This window comes from Frondihabitans sp. OV104 (genome assembly GCF_057787745.1).
The window spans coordinates 455798-472234 of sequence record NZ_CM173541.1 but is presented as its reverse complement, the minus strand read 5'-3'; the positions used below and the strand labels follow the sequence as shown (position 1 = coordinate 472234).

Genomic DNA, 16437 nt, shown 5'->3' with positions numbered 1-16437 from the left:
CCGATGACAGCCCCGACCGTCCTTCGCGCCGACATCCAGGGCCTGCGGGCCGTCGCCGTCGGCGCGGTCGTCCTCGATCACACCGTGGCCTGGCCGTCCGGCGGGTTCCTCGGCGTCGACGTGTTCTTCGTCATCTCGGGCTTCCTGATCACAGGCCTGCTGATCCGCGAGGCGGAGCGATCGGGGCGGATCGACTTCGGCGCGTTCTACGTCCGTCGAGTGAAGCGGATCCTGCCGCTGGCCGTCGTCGTCCTCGCGGCGACTGTCGTCGCCGCCCGCCTCACAGCGAATGCGGCGCGCGCCGGCCAGATCGGTGTCGACGCGCTCTGGGCCGCCGCCTTCGGCGCCAACGTGCGCTTCGAGCGAGCCGGCACCGACTACTTCCAGTCGCAGGGACCGGTCTCCCCTCTCCAGCACTTCTGGTCGCTCTCGGTCGAGGAGCAGTTCTACTTCGTCTGGCCGGCCGTCATCGCGGTGGTGCTCGTGGCTACCAGGAGGGCGTCCGACCGCGCTCGTCGCCTCGCGCTGGGCGGGGTCCTCGGGGCAGGCGTGGCCGCTTCGTTCGTCGTGGCGGTGGTCGTGACGGCCGCCAACCCGACGAGCGCGTACTTCTCGACGGCGACTCGCTCCTGGGAGCTCGGGGCGGGCGCGCTCCTCGCCGTGATGGGGCCTGCTCTCGCGGGCCTGCCCGGGGCGGCTCGCACGGTACTGTGCTGGAGCGGCCTGGCCGGAATCGGGGCGAGCCTGTTCCTCCTCGACGACTCCTTCCCCCTGCCGGGACCGTGGGCGCTGGCGCCGGTTCTCGCTACGGCGGCGGTGATTGCGTCCGGAACGGGCTCGACCGGCAGCAGCCAGCCGTGGTGCCCGCTCCTGTCCAATCCGCTCGCTCAGCGACTGGGCACGCTGTCCTACGCGCTCTACCTGTGGCACTTCCCGGTCGTGATCCTCGGAGCCACGCTCCTGCCCGACGCTCCGTGGGCCTCCGCAGTGCTGATCGCGTTCAGCGTGGTTCTCTCCGCGGCCTCGCACGCCCTGATCGAAATGCCCGCGCTCCGATCACCGTGGCCGACGACGGGGCTGTCTCCCGAGCGGCGGCGCAGGCGGTGGTCGGCGTGGCGGGCCGAGGTCGGGCCGGGCGTCCGCCGTGCCGGGCTGGGCGTGCTCGTCGGTGCGACGACGCTCGGCCTCGCAGCTGCGCTGCTGCCTGGCGAGTCCCCGGTGGCGCCCGTCCTCCCGCCCGCGGCGGCGGCGGCCGGGGCGGTGACGCCGAACCCGTCGGCGACGGCTGACGCGGCGGCCGAGGCGACAGCCGGCCCCGCGGTCGCCGCCCTCCAGACGGAGATCCGCGCGGCTCTCGCCGCGAATGCCTGGCCCGCGCTCGACCCCAGCCTCGACTCGGTTCTCGACGGCAGCCGGGAAGGCAGCGACGTGCTGCGCTGCGGCGAGGCCGACGAGCGCGGGATCCCCCAGGAGGAGTGCACGTGGGGCGCGGCCGATGCCGAGACGACTGCGGTGCTCGTGGGCGACTCCACGGCGATGCACTACCTCGACTCCCTCGTCGGCGTCGCGACCTCCGAGAACAGCGGGCTGCGGCTGCAGAACCGGGCCATGTTCGCGTGCCCCTTCGTCGCCGTACCCATCCAGAACGACACGGCCGGAATCCTGGCGAGGTGCGCGCAGCACAATTCCGAGACGGTCGAGTTCCTGCGCCAGTCGAAGCCGGATCTCGTCATCGTGACCAACTCGTACCAGGAGCTGACCGACGACGACACCGGCGCACCCGTCACGGCGGAGCGCTGGTCGGGCGGGCTGGCCGAGCACCTCGGCGCGATCCCGGACGAGTCGAAGATCGCCCTTCTGGCTCCGCCGCCCGACGAAGCCGACATCGTGGCGTGCTACACGCCGCGGAGCACCCCCGCCAACTGCCTGACTCGCACCCAGAAGACGTGGTTCACTCGGTTCGCCTCCGACTCCACCGTGATCGAGAAGCGCACGGGTGTCGTCGTCGACCCCCGGCCGATGCTGTGCGCGTCCGACCTCTGCCCCGCGTTCATCGGCACGGCGCCGGTGAAGGAGGATCGCGTGCACCTGACCACGGCGTTCGCGAAGAAGATCGTGCCGGCGTTCGACGAGTTGCTCCGCGAGGCGGGAGCGCTGCCGGCGAAAAAGGGGAGCTAGCCGATGACCTCGACGTCGGCCAGGCTCCGGGGGTGGTTGCGGCGCAGGTGGTCGTCCTCCTGCGCCGCCCAGATGGTCCACCACTCGGTCCGGGCGTACGCGTCGCCGTCCGATCGCGCCAGCACGCGGGCGAAGCGCTCGTCGTCGGGCAGCTCGACCCAGACCCGAAGGGTCGCCAGGGCCGCGGACGCCGGTGTGATCGCCCCGGCGCCCTCGACGACGATCGGCAGCAGCGGATCGAGCGCGCGCCAGTCGGTCGCCGTGTCGGCGTCCCAGTCCCAGCGACGGTGGCCCGGCCCTTCCGGGGCGAGGATCGTCTCCGATACGGCGCGCGAGGCGGCGTCCAGTCCGCGCCATCCCGGGTACACGTCGTCGAGCTCCACCAGCTGGCAGCCGTCGACGAGCGGAGCGAGAGCCCGGGCGAGTGTCGTCTTGCCCGAGCCCGAGCGGCCGTCGATGAGCACCACCGGCCTCGAGGCCGACTCGAGGGCGCGGCGGGCGAGCTTATCGACGACACCCGGCGCCGTCAGGTCAGCCAACGACGATCTCCCAGGTGCCCGCGCCGACAGCGCAGACGACGGCCACAGCCGCGATCAGGGCTGCTATCGCGACGAGCGTCCACTCCGGCCGGCCGAAGGTCGAGGGCCGGGCCCAGGTCCGCTCGATGTCCGAGCCGAACCCCCGGGCCTCCATCGCTGTGGCGAGCTTGCTGCCGCGTCGCACCGACAGGACGAGCAGGGCGAAGGCCATGCCCGCCCCGCGGCGGATGCGGCCGATGAGACCGCCGACGTCGGCGACGCCGCGCGCGCGGCGAGCCAGCCCGAGCTGGCGCCAGTCGTCCTGGAACAGCCCCACCAGGCGGATGCCGGCGAGCGCCCCGAGCACGAACCGGCTGGGCAGCCGCAGAACCTGCGCGAGGCCGTCGGCGAGATCGGTCGGGTCGGTCGTGGCGAAGAGCACGATGCCGGGGATTCCGATGGCGAGGATGCGCAGTCCGATGGCCAGGCCGAGGGCGACGGAGCCCTGGGTGACGGTGATGAATCCCGACGTCAGGAGCGCCGCGCCGGAATCCCGGCCGTAGAGGCAGGTCGTGATGGAGGCGAGGGGCGCGGCGATCCACAGCGGGGCCGTACGGCGGAGCAGCTGCCCGGGCGTCAGGCCGGCCCATGCGAGCAGCCCGGCTTCGAGCACGAGGGCGACGCCGGCCGACACCCAGTCGATCGACAGCAGCAGCGTGAGGCTGAGCACGACGGCGGCGAGCAGCTTCGCGACCGGGTTGACGCGGCCGATAGCCCGCTGGGTGGCGATGGTCGCGAGCACGGTCATGCCGACGCCCCGATCGACGCCGAGACGCGCGAGACCGCGTGGGCGGAGGCGCCCCCGAGCTCGAGCACCTCGTCAGCGAGCGCGTCGACGAAGTCGGCGTCGTGCGTGACGGCGACGATGCCGCTGCCGGTGTCGAGCAGCTCGGCGCACAGCGCGACGAGCTCGCGCCAGGTCCGGGCATCCTGCCCGAAGGTCGGCTCGTCGAGCACGACGATCCGCGGTCTCGTCGCAAGGACGGTGGCGACCGACAGCCGGCGCTTCTCGCCCCCCGACAGCGTGAACGGGTTGGCCTCGGCCAGGTGGTCGAGCCTCAGGCGGTGGAGGAGCTCGTCGGTGCGGTCGGCGATGTCGCGCGGCGCGAGGCGGAGGGCCCGTGGTCCGGTCGCCAGTTCCTGCCGCAGCGTCGACGCTAAGAACTGGTGCTCGGGATCCTGGAAGACGGTGCCGATGCGCGTCAGCAACTCGCGCGACTTCCAGTCGACGGGGTGGTCGGAAGCCCCGAGGCTGAGGGGTCCGGAGGCGCGGAGCCGGCCGCCGACGGGCGGCAGGAGCCCGGCCGCAGTGAGGGCGAGCGTCGACTTGCCCACGCCGTTCGGGCCGGTGACCGCGAGGGCGCGACCCGATGAGACCGTCGCGGTGATGCCGTCGGCGACGGCGACGCGAGGTCGACGGCCGACCGACAGGCTGTCGATCTCGAGTAGCGGAGACGACGGCGACGGCACTCGTGCCGGGAAGGCGGGAGCGACGCCGGGCACCCAGACGCCCGACTCGGCGAGCTCGGCACCGCGGGCGGCGAGCACAGCATCGGGGGGGCCGTCGGCGACCACTCCCCCGCCGGGTGCGAGCACGACGACCCGGTCGACGACGGGCAGCCAGACCGACACGCGGTGCTCGACGACCACCAGGGTGGCTCCCGTCTGCGCGACGACCCGGGCGACGGCGTCGCGCACCTCCGTGACTCCGGCGGGATCCAGATTGGCCGTCGGCTCATCGAGCAGCAGGAGGCCCGGCTGCATGGCGAGGGCTCCGGCGAGCGCGAGCCGCTGCTTCTGGCCGCCCGAGAGCTCCGACGTCGAGCGATCGAGCGGCAGGTCGAGCCCGACGGCATCGAGGGCCGAGCGCACCCGACGCCAGATCTCGTCGCGCGGCACCCCGAGGTTCTCGGGCCCGAACGCCACGTCGTCGCCGACACGCGCGAGGATCACCTGCGAGTCCGGGTCCTGCAGCACGAGCCCGGCGCGCCCGCGTTGCGAGGCGGCTGACGCGCCGTCGAGAGTCAGCGAGCCCGTCTCGTCGCCCTCGTCGTCACCGCCGAGCACGCCCGCCAGCCCGGCGAGCAGGGTCGACTTGCCCGCGCCCGACGCGCCCAGCAGCAAGACGCGCTCCCCCGGTTCGATCACGAGGTCGAGATCCCGGACCGCAGGAACTCGCCTCCCCGCATGCCGCCACGACCAGCCGCGCGCTTCGACCCTGGAGCCCCCGCCCCCGCCTGCGGAGGCCACCGGTCAGACCAGCTTCTTCGCCGACCGCCCGGACGCGAATCGCGACAGGGCGCCCGACGCGGCGAGGCCGCGGACGGCGAGCCACGACAGGAGGCCGGCGAGCACGACGCCCGAGACGACGGCCGAGACGATGTAGACGACCTTGAACTCGGCGGCGAGCGCGGCGACGCTCGAGAAGTTGGTGTCGAGCAGGCCGGTCACGAGTCCCGCTCCAGCGCCGGCCAGGAGGGCGGTGCCGAGACGCCACGACTTGTACAGGAACAGCGCGAGGACGAGCTCGGCTCCGAGGCCCTCCAGGATGCCCCAGATGAGCGTCGAGAATCCCCACTGGGTGCCGACGAGCATCGAGACCACGGCGGCGACGATCTCGGTGTAGAGCGCCGCGCCGGGCTTCCGGATGACGAGCCCGCCGAGCACGCCGGCGAACAGCCAGCCGCCTGCGAGCAGACCGTCGAGCCCGGGCGAGAAGGCCAGGACGCCGCTGAGCGGAGTCCAGGCGAGGCCCCACGCCCAGAAGATGACGCCGGAGGCGACTCCGAGGACGCTGGCGACGACGATGTCGACGACCCGCCACCGGCGAGCGGGCTTCGTCGTCGTGGCAGTCGAGGCCTCGCGAGTGCGTGCAGAAACAGACATGGTCAGATCTCCTCCCTGCGCCGGCATGATCCGGATCAGGTTCGACGGTCGAAGCGTGGATCGCTTCCTCTCAGCCCGGCTCACCGGACTCCCGTGTGTTGTGGCGCCCACTCTAGCGCGGCTTGCCACGCCGTGGTTCCTGAGATCGAATTTGAATGTAAGGTTCTGTACACACAACCCGAAACCGACGAGGAGAATCGAATGAATCGTCCCGCTACCGTTTTCGTCGCGGTATGTGCCGCCGCCCTCTGCGTAGCCGCCGCGTCCCCCGTCGTTGCCGATCCGAGCCCGCACTCCTCTGCGCCGTCGGCTGTCTCGACGCAGTCGATCGAAGGCGTGATGGTCAGGGGCCTCCCCAGCATGAGATCGCTGGCGCAGCTCGAGAACCATGTAGCCGCGAATTCGACGCAGATCACGGTGGACGCCCGCACCGGCGACCTTCTCGAAGTGGACGCCTCGGCTGCTTCCGGCGGATCGGCACCCGGGAATTTCGGGCAGATCTAGTGATCCGGGAGTGAGGGCGGGGGCTGGTCGGCGTGGGCGCGTCCCCGGCGACGCGCCGAGACCGACGAGCACCCGCCGAAGCGACCGGGCCGGCGCGCGCCAGGCCCGGCCGGCGCGCGCCAGGCCCGGCCGGCGCGCGCCAGGCCCGGCCGACGCGCGCCGAGCCACACGGCAGCCATGGGGCGTCCACCTTGCTGTGTTAGCAATGGAGGATGAAGTCGGGGAGGGTGACGCGCGGTCTCGCCCTGCTCGCTGTCCTCGGCGTGGCGGTCCTGGTGCTCGTGTCGGTCGAGACCGGCTCCGACACTCGGCAGACCGCCGGCCACGCGCCGGGGCTTCCCGCGGGCCTGGCGATCGCGAGTCCGGCCACGCCCGACTTCCCGATGCCCGGCTCAGGCGGCCGCAAGGCGGGCGACGTCACGGCCGCGGGGCCGGAGGGCGAGCCCACCGCGTCGACGACGGCTCCGCCGGCGGCATCGCGCGACCGGCAGAGCGACCGGTCGCAGGTGGCGACGGGCGGCGGATCGAGCAGCATCGCGGCGGGAGACGCAGGCCCGGCCGGCGATGCGCTGACCGTCAACCCGTACAGCTTCCACCTCGGCCTGATCACCGGCACGGTGGTCGAGCCCGACGCCCGCAACTGGGCGGCGCGCTCGGTCGCGGACGGCCCGCTGCTGCTCTTCCTGCCCGCGACCGGCCACATCCCGAACGACTACCGCAGGTTCTTGACGACGGCGGCCGAGGCCGGCTACCACGTGCTCGGGCTCGACTACTTCAATCGCGGCAAGTCGGTCGCCACCACCTGCGGGGTCGACGCCCGGTGCTACACGATGGTGCAGCAGAACCGCTTCAACGGTAGCGCCCCCAACCACTTCAGCAAGATTGGCGCCGCCAACTCGGTGCTCGCGCGCCTCCGCGCGTCCCTCGCGTACCTGCAGAAGGCCGACCCGAACGGCGGCTGGGGCCAGTACAGCGACGACGGCTTCATCAAGTGGAAGAGCATCGTCGTCGCCGGCCACTCCCAGGGTGGCGGCGAGTCGGCGTACATCGCCCACCGTCACGACGTGAAGGGCCAGCTGACGTTCGCGTCTCCGATCATCACCGACGCCGACGCCAAGGCGTCGTGGCTCGACACCCGGAGCGCGACCCCTGCCAGCCGCATGTACGGGTTCGACTCGTGGGGCGACGCGTTCTACGGGCGAATCCTGAATTCCTGGCAGGAACTCGGCCTCGCCGGGCCCGTGGTTCGCTCGAGGGTGCCGGTCCCCGCCGCTTCCGATACCGGCGTGCACCGCCTCGTGACCACGCTCTACCTCGGCGACGGCCGCCTCTCGCACCTGCGGACCATCACCGACTCGACCCCGCTCGACGCCGACGGCACGCCCGTGTTCGAGCCGGTCTGGAAGTGGATGCTCGCGCGGCTGTACGTCGACCCGCAGAGCCCCGCGGCGGTCGAGGAGAAGGCCGAGAAGGCCGGCTCCCTCGCGAAGTGATGCCGCGTCAGGCCGGTTGCAGTTCCAGCTGTCCGTCCGCCCTCAGCCAGTCGAGCCCCTCCTGGATCGCCTGCAGCGACGTGTAGCGGGGTGCGTAGCCGAGCAGCCGCCGCGCCTTCTCGATCGAGACCGAGTGGCTCCGCCCGATGTGCTCGTGGCTCGCGTCGGCGTGCTCGGCCGTCGTCGTCGCGCGGAAGTCGCGGAACGGCAGGAAGGTGAGGTTCGGCTCGACGCCGTACCACCGGGCGATGCCGGTCGCGACGCCGCGGAGGGACATCGCTCGCTCCGAGACGACGTGGAACGACTCCCCGGTCGGCTGCCGCTCAGCCGCGAGCTGGAACGCCTGAGCGACGTCGTCGGCGTGGACGTGGTGGACGGTCTCGAGGCCGAAGTTCGGGATCGCTACCTCGCGGCCAGCGGCGAGGTCGTTCCAGACGCCGAGGTCGAGATTGCCCTGCGCGTTGATCATCGGCCAGCCCGGCCCGGTGATGTGACCCGGGTGCAGGACGGTCGAGCGGAGACCGCCCGGTCTGCGCGCCTCGGCGAGGAGGAGCTTCTCGATCGCGGCCTTGCCGACGCCGTAGGACCCGTAGGGCGTCCGCTCGGCGTCTTCGGTGATCGGGACCTCGAGGCTCGGCCCGTGCACCCAGATCGTTCCGCAGTGCACCAGGAACGCGCCGGTGCCGCGAAGGGCGTCGACCAGCTGCTGGGCCGACTCGGGCGTGAAGCAGACCATGTCGATGACGACGTCGGCACCCAGGTCGCGGATGGCGGTGGAGAAGCCGGGGTCGGCCTCGCGGTCGAGGACGATGCGCTCGACGCGGTTCCACGCCGGGTCCGACCGGTAGGGGGCGCTGACGCCCCGGCTGACGGCCACGACGTCGTGCCCGGCGAGCACCAGCCTCGGCACGAGATAGCCCCCGACGTGCCCCGTTGCTCCGATGACGACGATCTTCATGCCAGCTCCTTCGCGTGCGCCGCGAGCACGTCGCGACGGATGCGACGCGCGGGTGTCGCGGTCCGGAACCCGACCATACGCCCGGACAGGCACAGCCAACGCCCCTAGGCTGTAACGAGTCCTGACGGAGGTTCGATGATCACCTGGCCCGGCAACCCCTATCCCCTGGGTGCGACGTACGACGGCAGCGGTACCAATTTCGCGATCTACTCCGAAGCGGCAGATCTGGTGCAGCTGTGCCTGTTCGACGATCAGGGCGTCGAGACGCGCGTCGACCTCGTCGAGGTGGACGCCTACGTGTGGCACGCCTACCTGCCGAGCGTGCAGCCCGGCCAGGTCTACGGCTACCGCGTCCACGGCCAGTACGACCCCGCCACGGGGCACCGGGCCAACCCGAACAAGCTGCTCCTCGACCCGTACGCCAAGGCCACGGCCGGCGAGATCGACTGGGACGAGGCGCTGTTCGCGTACAACTTCGGCGCGCCCGATTCCCGGAACGACAAGGACAGCGCCCCGCACATGATGATGGGCGTCGTCATCAACCCGTACTTCGACTGGCAGGGCGACCGGCCGCCCAAGTACAGCTACGACGAGTCGGTCATCTACGAGGCGCACGTCAAGGGCCTGACGGAGACGCACCCCGGCATCCCCGAGCACGAGCGCGGCACCTACGCCGGCGTCGCGAACCCGGTGATCATCGAGCACCTGAAGAGCCTCGGCGTCACGGCGATCGAGCTGATGCCGGTGCACCAGTTCGTGCAAGACAACACGCTGCTCGAGAAGGGCCTCCGCAACTACTGGGGCTACAACACGATCGGCTTCTTCGCGCCGCACCAGCAGTACTCGTCCGTGCTCGACCACGGGCAGCAGGTGCAGGAGTTCAAGACGATGGTCCGCGTGCTCCACGACGCGGGCATCGAGGTCATCATCGACGTCGTCTACAACCACACGGCCGAAGGCAACCACCTGGGCCCGACGCTGTCGTTCAAGGGCATCGACAACGCCGCCTACTACCGGCTCGTCGAAGACGACCAGCAGTACTACATGGACTACACGGGCACCGGCAACAGCCTCAACGTCCGTCACCCGCACTCGCTCCAGCTGATCATGGACTCCCTCCGCTACTGGGTCACCGAGATGCACGTCGACGGCTTCCGCTTCGACCTCGCGGCGGCTCTCGCACGCGAGTTCTACGAGGTCGACCGGCTCTCGACCTTCTTCGAGCTCGTGCAGCAGGATCCGATCGTGTCGCAGGTCAAGCTCATCGCCGAGCCGTGGGACGTCGGGCCCGGCGGCTACCAGGTCGGCAACTTCCCGCCGCAGTGGACCGAGTGGAACGGCAAGTACCGCGACACCGTGCGCGACTTCTGGCGGGGTGAGCCGGCGACGCTCGGCGAGTTCGCCTCTCGCATCACAGGATCAGCAGACCTCTACCAGCGCGACGGCCGTCGCCCGATCGCGTCGATCAACTTCGTCACCGCGCACGACGGCTTCACGATGCGCGACCTGGTGTCGTACAACGAGAAGCGCAACGACGCCAACGGCGAGAACGGCAACGACGGCGAGAGCCACAACCGGTCGTGGAACTCCGGCGCGGAGGGCCCCACCAAAGACAAGAAGGTGGAGCAGCTGCGTCGCCAGCGCGTCCGCAACTTCCTCGCCACGCTGATGCTCAGCCAGGGCGTCCCGATGCTCGTCCACGGCGACGAGCTCGGCCGCACCCAGCTCGGCAACAACAACACGTACGCGCAGGACAACGAGCTCAGCTGGATCGACTGGGAGAACGCCGACGACGACCTCATCGCGTTCACCACCAAGCTTGTCCACCTTCGCCGCGACCACCCGACGTTCCGCCGCCAGCGCTACTTCGACGGCCGATCGGTCCGCCGGGGTGAGGGCGATCCGCTGCCCGACATCGTCTGGCTGACGCCCGAGGGCGACGCCATGCAGCCCGAGGAGTGGGACTCCGGTTTCGGCCGCTCGATCGGGATGTTCCTGAACGGCAACGGCATCCACGGGCGCGACTCCCGCGGCGGCCGGATCACCGACGTGAACTTCCTGCTCTACTTCAACGCCCACGACGACACAGTGACGTTCACCGTCCCGACGGACGAGTACGCCGATAAATGGGAGGTCGTCATCGACACCGTTCTGCCCAAGCGACCCGCCACGCCCGTGAAGCCCGGCGACAGCTTGCCTGTCGCCGGCCGCTCGATGGTGGTCCTCCGCGCGATCGAGCAGGTCGCCCGATGACCCGCGAGCACGGGCCGCTCTCCACGTACCGGCTCCAGATCCGCGCGTCGTTCGACCTGACCGCCGCGGCCGACGTGACGCAGTACCTCCGCGACCTCGGCGTCGACTGGGTCTACCTGTCGCCCGTGCTCGAAGCCGAGAAGGGCAGCGACCACGGGTACGACGTCGTCGACCACTCGCGCATCGACCCCGCCCGCGGCGGCGAGGTCGGCCTCCACTCGCTGGCCGACCGCGCGCACCTCTTTGGGCTCGGCGTGCTCATCGACATCGTGCCGAACCACATGGGAGTCGCCTCGCCGGCGACGAACTCGTGGTGGTGGGACCTCTTGAAGCACGGCACCGACTCGCGCTACGCGACCGCCTTCGACGTCGACTGGGCGGCGGGCGGCGGCAAGGTGCTCATACCGGTCCTCGGCGACGGCGGCGACGACCGCCTCGACGACCTCAGGATCGAGGGCGACGAGCTCCGCTACTTCGACAACCGCTACCCGCTGGCGCCCGGCACCTTCTCGGAGGGCGACTCCCCCGTCGACGTCCACGCTCGCCAGAACTACGAGCTCGTGTACTGGAAGCGCGCCGACTCCGACCTGAACTACCGGCGCTTCTTCGCCGTCAACACCCTCGCCGGCATCCGCGTCGAGGAGCCCTGGGTATTCGACGAGTCGCACGCCGAGATCGGCCGCTGGTTCCGCGACGGGATCGCCGACGGCCTCCGGGTCGACCACCCGGACGGCCTCGCCGACCCCGCGGGCTACCTCGACCGTCTGCGCGAGCTGACCGGCGGCGCGCACGTGCTCGTCGAGAAGATCCTCGAGGGTCCGGAGGAGCTGCCTCACGACTGGGCCACGGCCGGCACGACGGGCTACGACGCGCTCGGCGAGTTCGACCGCGTGCTGGTCGACCCCGACGGCGCCGCCGCGCTGGGCGCGCTCGACGCGTCCGTCCGTGACGGCAGCCAGCCCGTCGACTGGCACGACATGATCCTGGGCACGAAGCTCGGGATCGCCGACGGGATCCTCGGGAGCGAGATCAACCGGCTGGCGCGGATGCTCGCGCCCGATGGCGGCGCGCCGGTTCCTGCGACCGTCGAAGCTCTGGCCGAGCTCGCCGCCGCCTTCCCCGTGTACCGCAGCTATCTGCCGCAGGGCGGCGAGCAGCTCGCCGAAGCCGCGGCCATCGCAGAGCGGGCCCGCCCCGACCTCACCGACGCGATCGCCGACGTCGTGGCCCGTCTGGGCGACCCGAGCGACCCCGCCGCCGTGCGCTTCCAGCAGACGAGCGGCATGGTGATGGCCAAGGGCGTCGAAGACACGGCCTTCTACCGCTACAGCCGCCTGGTGTCGTTGAACGAGGTGGGTGCCGAGCCGAACGTCTTCGCGCTCTCGCAGGCCGAGTTCCACCAGCGGCAGCAGAAGCGGCTCGCGACGTACCCGCACGCCATGACGACCCTGTCGACGCACGACACCAAGCGGTCGGCGGATGTCCGTGCCCGCATCAGCGTGCTGTCGGAAGTCGCCGTCGAGTGGGCGGCCGCGCTCGGACGCCTTCGCGAACTGGCGCCGCTCGGCGACGGGCCGTTCGAGAACCTCCTCTGGCAGAGCATCGTCGGGGTCTGGCCCGCGTCGCGCGAACGACTTCACGACTACGCCGAGAAGGCGTCGCGGGAGGCCGGCACCTCGACCGCCTGGACCGACCAGAACGCCGAGTTCGAAGAGAAGATGCATGCCCTCGTCGACTCGTGCTTCGACGACGAGCGCGTCGAGGCCGAGCTGCACCGCGTCGTCGATCTCGTGCGCGATGCCGGCTGGAGCAACTCGCTGAGCCTCCAGCTGCTGCAGCTCACCGGCCCGGGAGCCCCCGACGTCTACCAGGGCTGCGAGCTGTGGGACTACTCGCTCGTCGACCCCGACAACCGCCGCGCCGTCGACTTCGACCTGCGCCGCCTGTACCTCGCGGCGATCAACGAGGGCGAGACGCCGGCTGTCGACGAGAGCGGCGCCGCCAAGCTGCTCGTCACGCACCGCGCGCTCACGCTGCGCCGCGACCGGTCCGAGCTGTTCGAGCGGTACGCGCCGCTGCCCGTGTTCGGCGAGGCGGCCTCCTCGGCCGTCGCCGTCGATCGCGGCGGGGCCATCGCCGTCGCCACGAGGCTCCCGGTCGGGCTCGCCGAATCGGGCGGCTGGCGCGACACCGTGCTGCACCTCTCGGGCGGCGACCGCATCGACGTGCTCACCGGCCGTCGGCACTCGGGCTCGCGCCTGCGGCTCGCCGATGTGCTCTCCACGTACCCGGTGGCGCTGCTGATCCCTGCTCCCGACGACTCATCCACCCCCGACTCCGAGGTATGACCGTGGCTCTCTACGACGTCTGGGCCCCGCTGCCAGCGCGCGTCCGACTCCAGCTCGACGGCGAGGTCCACGACCTCGCCCAGGACGACGAGGGATGGTGGCGCGCCCCGGCCGGCCTCGACCGCGCAGCGGGACGCCGCTACGGGTTCCTGCTCGACGACCAGACCACGCCGATTCCGGATCCGCGCTCCTTGCGCCAGCCCGACGGCGTGCACGGCCTGAGCGAGACCTACGACCCGGCGGCCTTCGCGTGGACCGACGACGAGTGGACCTCGCGACCGCTCGCCGGCGCCGTCATCTACGAGCTCCACATCGGCACCTTCACGCCGACCGGCACTCTCGACTCGGCGATCGACCGCCTCGACCATCTCGTCGACCTCGGCGTCGACTTCGTCGAGCTGCTGCCGGTCAATGCGTTCAACGGCACGCACAACTGGGGCTACGACGGCGTCGACTGGTTCGCCGTCACCGAGAACTACGGCGGCCCCGAGGCCTACCAGCGCTTCGTCGACGCCGCTCACGACCGCGGACTCGGAGTCATCCAGGACGTCGTCTACAACCACCTCGGCCCGAGCGGCAACTACCTGCCGCAGCTCGGTCCGTACCTCACCGACAAGCACGCCTCGACCTGGGGCACCGGCGTCAATCTCGACGACACGGGGTCGCACGAGGTGCGCTCGTTCATCTCGGACAACACGGCCCTGTGGCTCGCCGACTACCACGTCGACGGTCTCCGACTCGATGCCGTTCACGCCCTGGTCGACGACTCGCCGGTGCACCTGCTCGAGGAGATCGGCATCCGCGCCGCCCGCCTCTCCGCCCACGTCGGCCGCCCGAAGTGGCTCATCGCCGAGAGCGACAAGAACGACGCGTCGCTCGTCGCTCCCCGCGAGGCGGCCGGTCGCGGAGGCTCGGCCTTCGGCCTCGACGCGCAGTGGAGCGACGACTTCCACCACTCGGTGCACGTGGCGCTGACCGGCGAGATCTCGGGCTACTACGCCGACTTCGAGCACCTCGGCGCCCTGGCCAAGGTGCTCACGCGCGGGTTCTTCCACGACGGCACCTGGTCGTCGTTCCGCGACGCGTACCACGGCCGGCCGATCGACACCGAGCGCATGCCCGGCTGGCGCCTCGTGGTCGCGAACCAGAACCACGATCAGATCGGCAACCGCGCCATCGGCGACCGCCTGGCCGCGACGCTCGATGACGGCCAGCTGATCATCGCCGCGGCCCTGACGCTGACCGCGCCGTTCACCCCGATGCTCTTCATGGGCGAGGAGTGGGCGGCCTCGACGCCGTGGCAGTTCTTCACGTCGCACCCCGAGCACGATCTCGGCGAGGCCACCGCCAAAGGCCGCATCGCCGAGTTCGCCCGCATGGGCTGGGACGAGTCCGCCGTGCCCGACCCGCAAGAGCAGTCGACGTTCGCCGACTCGAAGCTCGACTGGACCGAGGTCGAGTCGGGCCGCCACGCGGTCGTTCTCGAGGCCTACCGCGCCCTCCTGGCGCTGCGGCGGGCCGAGCCCGAGCTGACCGACCCGTCGCTCGGCGGCGCCACGCTGTCGGTCGACTTCGACGAGGAGGCCCGCTGGCTGGTCATCACGCGCGGCAGCCTCCGTGTGGCGGTGAATTTCGCGCAGGAACTCCGCGAGCTCCCGATCCGCTCCGAGCAGGTGCTCTTCGCCAGCTCGGCCGCCGTCGAGCCCGGCCGGTCGCTCGCGCTGCCGCCGCACTCGGTCGCCGTCGTGCGCTGAGCGACGCGCCGCCCGCGCCGCCCTGCGCCTACGCTCCTCGACCCGTCGAGGCTGCGCCCATGCTCCTCGACCCGTCGAGGTCGCGCCTATGCTCCTCGACCCGTCGAGGCTGCGCCTATGCTCCTCGACCAGTCGAGGCTGCGCCTATGCTCCTCGACCCGTTGAGTACGAATCGACGTACTCCTGCGCCGTCAGCGCCGCGATCGCGGCCATCACCTCGTCGGTGACCGCACGCAGCCGCGTCGCGTCGTAGTCGCCCTCGACCTTCTCGAAGTGGATCGGCTCGCCGAAGACGACCGTGACTCGCGCGCGCCTCGGCAGCTTCGAGCCCTTCACCATCACCTGGTCGCTCCCCTGGATGCCGAACGGCACGATCGGCACGCCCGACGACAGCACCATCCGCGCCACCCCGGTGCGGCCCCGGTGCAGGCTGCCGTCACGGCTCCGGGACCCCTCGGGGTAGATGCCGAGGGCGCCGCCGGAGGCGAGGACCCCGAGGCCGGTCTGGAGCGCGGCCTTGGCGGCCGAGCCGCCCGCCCGGTCGATGGGGAGCTGGCCGATCTGCGTCAGGAACCAGCCGAGCAGTCGCCCGCCGAACCCGGTCTTCGTGAAGTAGTCGCTGGCTGTCAGGTAGGTCATCGGCCGGAGCACGACGGCCGGCACGAACACCGAGTCGATGAAGGCGATGTGGTTGCCGGCGAGGATCACTCCCCCGCGCTTCGGGATGTTCGAGAGGCCGCTCACCCTCACCCGGAAGAACGCGAACATGACGGGCCGGACGACGAAGAAGCGCAGGAAGCGGTACACGCCAGCAACTGTAGAGGGCCGGGCGGCTAGGCCGTCGTCGACACCAGGTCGGCGAACACGATCGTGTTCTGGTCGTAGTGCCCGATCGAGGCGTCGAAGGTACCGCCGCACGTGATGAGGCGCAGCTGCGGCGTCGGCGACGTGCCGTAGACGTCGCTGGTCGGGAACTCCGACTTGAGCGCGGCGCGGCTTCCGGTCACGCTCCACGTCTGGACGGCGCCCGACGAGAGCGTCACCTTCACGGTGTCGCCGGCGGCGAGCTGCGCCAGGTGCAGGAAGACACCGGGCCCGGTCGTCGAGTCGATGTGACCGGCGATGATGGCTGGTCCGACAGCCCCGGGCACGACGCCCTTGGCGTACCAGCCGGCGTCGGTCGCGTTGGTGGGCGGGTCGAGCTCCCCCTGGGCGCCGATCGCGAGGTCTTGCATTCCCGCTGACACGCCGAGCTTCGCGATGGCGATCTTCGTCGGCACCACGCCCGCCGCCGGAGCACTCGAGAGCGAGCTCTCGTCCGGGTCCTGGAGGCGTCCCGCGGCTCCGGGGCCGGGGGTCGGCGTCGAGGTGGCGGTCGCGGTGGGCGCCGCCTCGGTGGTCGCGCCGGTCGAGCAGGCCGCGAGGCCCGCGACGACCAGGGCGGCGGCGGCGAGCGCGGCGCTCGCGCGTGCAGGGAGTCTCATG

At 71.3% G+C, this 16437-nt stretch carries 13 protein-coding genes and 1 riboswitch; of the genes, 6 read left to right on the top strand and 7 right to left on the bottom strand.

From position 1 onward, the window contains the following. Positions 1 to 3: 3 nt before the first annotated feature. A complete protein-coding gene (locus tag AC3CBB_RS02265; RefSeq protein ID WP_488625827.1) occupies positions 4 to 2178 on the top strand; it encodes an acyltransferase family protein in 2175 nt (724 codons plus the stop codon). On the opposite strand, the gene AC3CBB_RS02260 is transcribed toward AC3CBB_RS02265, so the two are convergent. From AC3CBB_RS02260 to AC3CBB_RS02245, 4 genes are all read right to left on the bottom strand, one after another. Beyond that, complete coding sequence (locus tag AC3CBB_RS02260; protein ID WP_488625826.1) at positions 2175 to 2717, bottom strand: nucleoside/nucleotide kinase family protein; 543 nt, start codon at positions 2715 to 2717, stop codon at positions 2175 to 2177. The two genes, AC3CBB_RS02265 and AC3CBB_RS02260, sit on opposite strands and share 4 nt — an antisense overlap. Continuing rightward, positions 2710 to 3504, bottom strand: a complete 795-nt coding sequence (locus AC3CBB_RS02255; RefSeq protein ID WP_488625825.1) for an energy-coupling factor transporter transmembrane component T family protein — start codon at positions 3502 to 3504, stop codon at positions 2710 to 2712. Before AC3CBB_RS02255 ends, AC3CBB_RS02260 begins: the two co-directional genes overlap by 8 nt. Further along, entirely contained in the window at positions 3501 to 5006 is a 1506-nt protein-coding gene (locus AC3CBB_RS02250; RefSeq protein ID WP_488625824.1) for an ABC transporter ATP-binding protein, read from the bottom strand. Before AC3CBB_RS02250 ends, AC3CBB_RS02255 begins: the two co-directional genes overlap by 4 nt. A gap of 3 nt (positions 5007 to 5009) precedes the next feature. Next, complete coding sequence (locus AC3CBB_RS02245; RefSeq protein ID WP_488625823.1) at positions 5010 to 5642, bottom strand: ECF transporter S component; 633 nt, start codon at positions 5640 to 5642, stop codon at positions 5010 to 5012. Beyond that, positions 5637 to 5747, bottom strand: a riboswitch (TPP riboswitch). (Overlaps the previous gene by 6 nt.) A gap of 27 nt (positions 5748 to 5774) precedes the next feature. Here AC3CBB_RS02245 and AC3CBB_RS02240 point away from each other — a divergent pair. Both AC3CBB_RS02240 and AC3CBB_RS02235 read left to right on the top strand, forming a co-directional pair. After that, the gene (locus AC3CBB_RS02240; protein WP_488625822.1) at positions 5775 to 6146 is read left to right on the top strand and encodes a hypothetical protein; all 372 of its coding nucleotides are present in this window, start codon (positions 5775 to 5777) and stop codon (positions 6144 to 6146) included. Between the two features lie 212 nt (positions 6147 to 6358). Continuing rightward, positions 6359 to 7639 carry a BPSS1187 family protein gene (locus tag AC3CBB_RS02235; RefSeq protein ID WP_488625821.1) on the top strand — a complete coding sequence of 427 codons (1281 nt, stop codon included), beginning with the start codon at positions 6359 to 6361 and terminating at the stop codon, positions 7637 to 7639. A gap of 7 nt (positions 7640 to 7646) precedes the next feature. Here the strand turns inward: AC3CBB_RS02235 and AC3CBB_RS02230 are convergent, their stop codons facing one another. Continuing rightward, on the bottom strand, positions 7647 to 8597 hold the full coding sequence (locus tag AC3CBB_RS02230; protein ID WP_488625820.1) for an NAD-dependent epimerase/dehydratase family protein: 951 nt from the start codon (positions 8595 to 8597) through the stop codon (positions 7647 to 7649). Positions 8598 to 8732: 135 nt separating this feature from the next. On the opposite strand from AC3CBB_RS02230, the gene glgX reads away from it, so the two are divergent. Genes glgX through treZ form a run of 3 tightly spaced genes read left to right on the top strand, consistent with a single transcriptional unit; the run spans position 8733 to position 14952 of the window. Beyond that, on the top strand, positions 8733 to 10850 hold the full coding sequence (gene glgX, locus AC3CBB_RS02225; protein WP_123506118.1) for a glycogen debranching protein GlgX: 2118 nt from the start codon (positions 8733 to 8735) through the stop codon (positions 10848 to 10850). Continuing rightward, complete coding sequence (gene treY, locus AC3CBB_RS02220; protein ID WP_488625819.1) at positions 10847 to 13198, top strand: malto-oligosyltrehalose synthase; 2352 nt, start codon at positions 10847 to 10849, stop codon at positions 13196 to 13198. The genes glgX and treY overlap by 4 nt, the downstream gene beginning before the upstream one ends. After that, complete coding sequence (treZ, locus tag AC3CBB_RS02215; protein ID WP_123506120.1) at positions 13195 to 14952, top strand: malto-oligosyltrehalose trehalohydrolase; 1758 nt, start codon at positions 13195 to 13197, stop codon at positions 14950 to 14952. The genes treY and treZ overlap by 4 nt, the downstream gene beginning before the upstream one ends. A 144-nt stretch (positions 14953 to 15096) precedes the next feature. On the opposite strand, the gene AC3CBB_RS02210 is transcribed toward treZ, so the two are convergent. Both AC3CBB_RS02210 and AC3CBB_RS02205 read right to left on the bottom strand, forming a co-directional pair. Beyond that, on the bottom strand, positions 15097 to 15759 hold the full coding sequence (locus AC3CBB_RS02210; RefSeq protein WP_488625818.1) for a lysophospholipid acyltransferase family protein: 663 nt from the start codon (positions 15757 to 15759) through the stop codon (positions 15097 to 15099). 26 nt (positions 15760 to 15785) lie between these two features. After that, complete coding sequence (locus AC3CBB_RS02205) at positions 15786 to 16436, bottom strand: sortase domain-containing protein (protein ID WP_488625817.1); 651 nt, start codon at positions 16434 to 16436, stop codon at positions 15786 to 15788. Position 16437 lies beyond the last annotated feature (1 nt).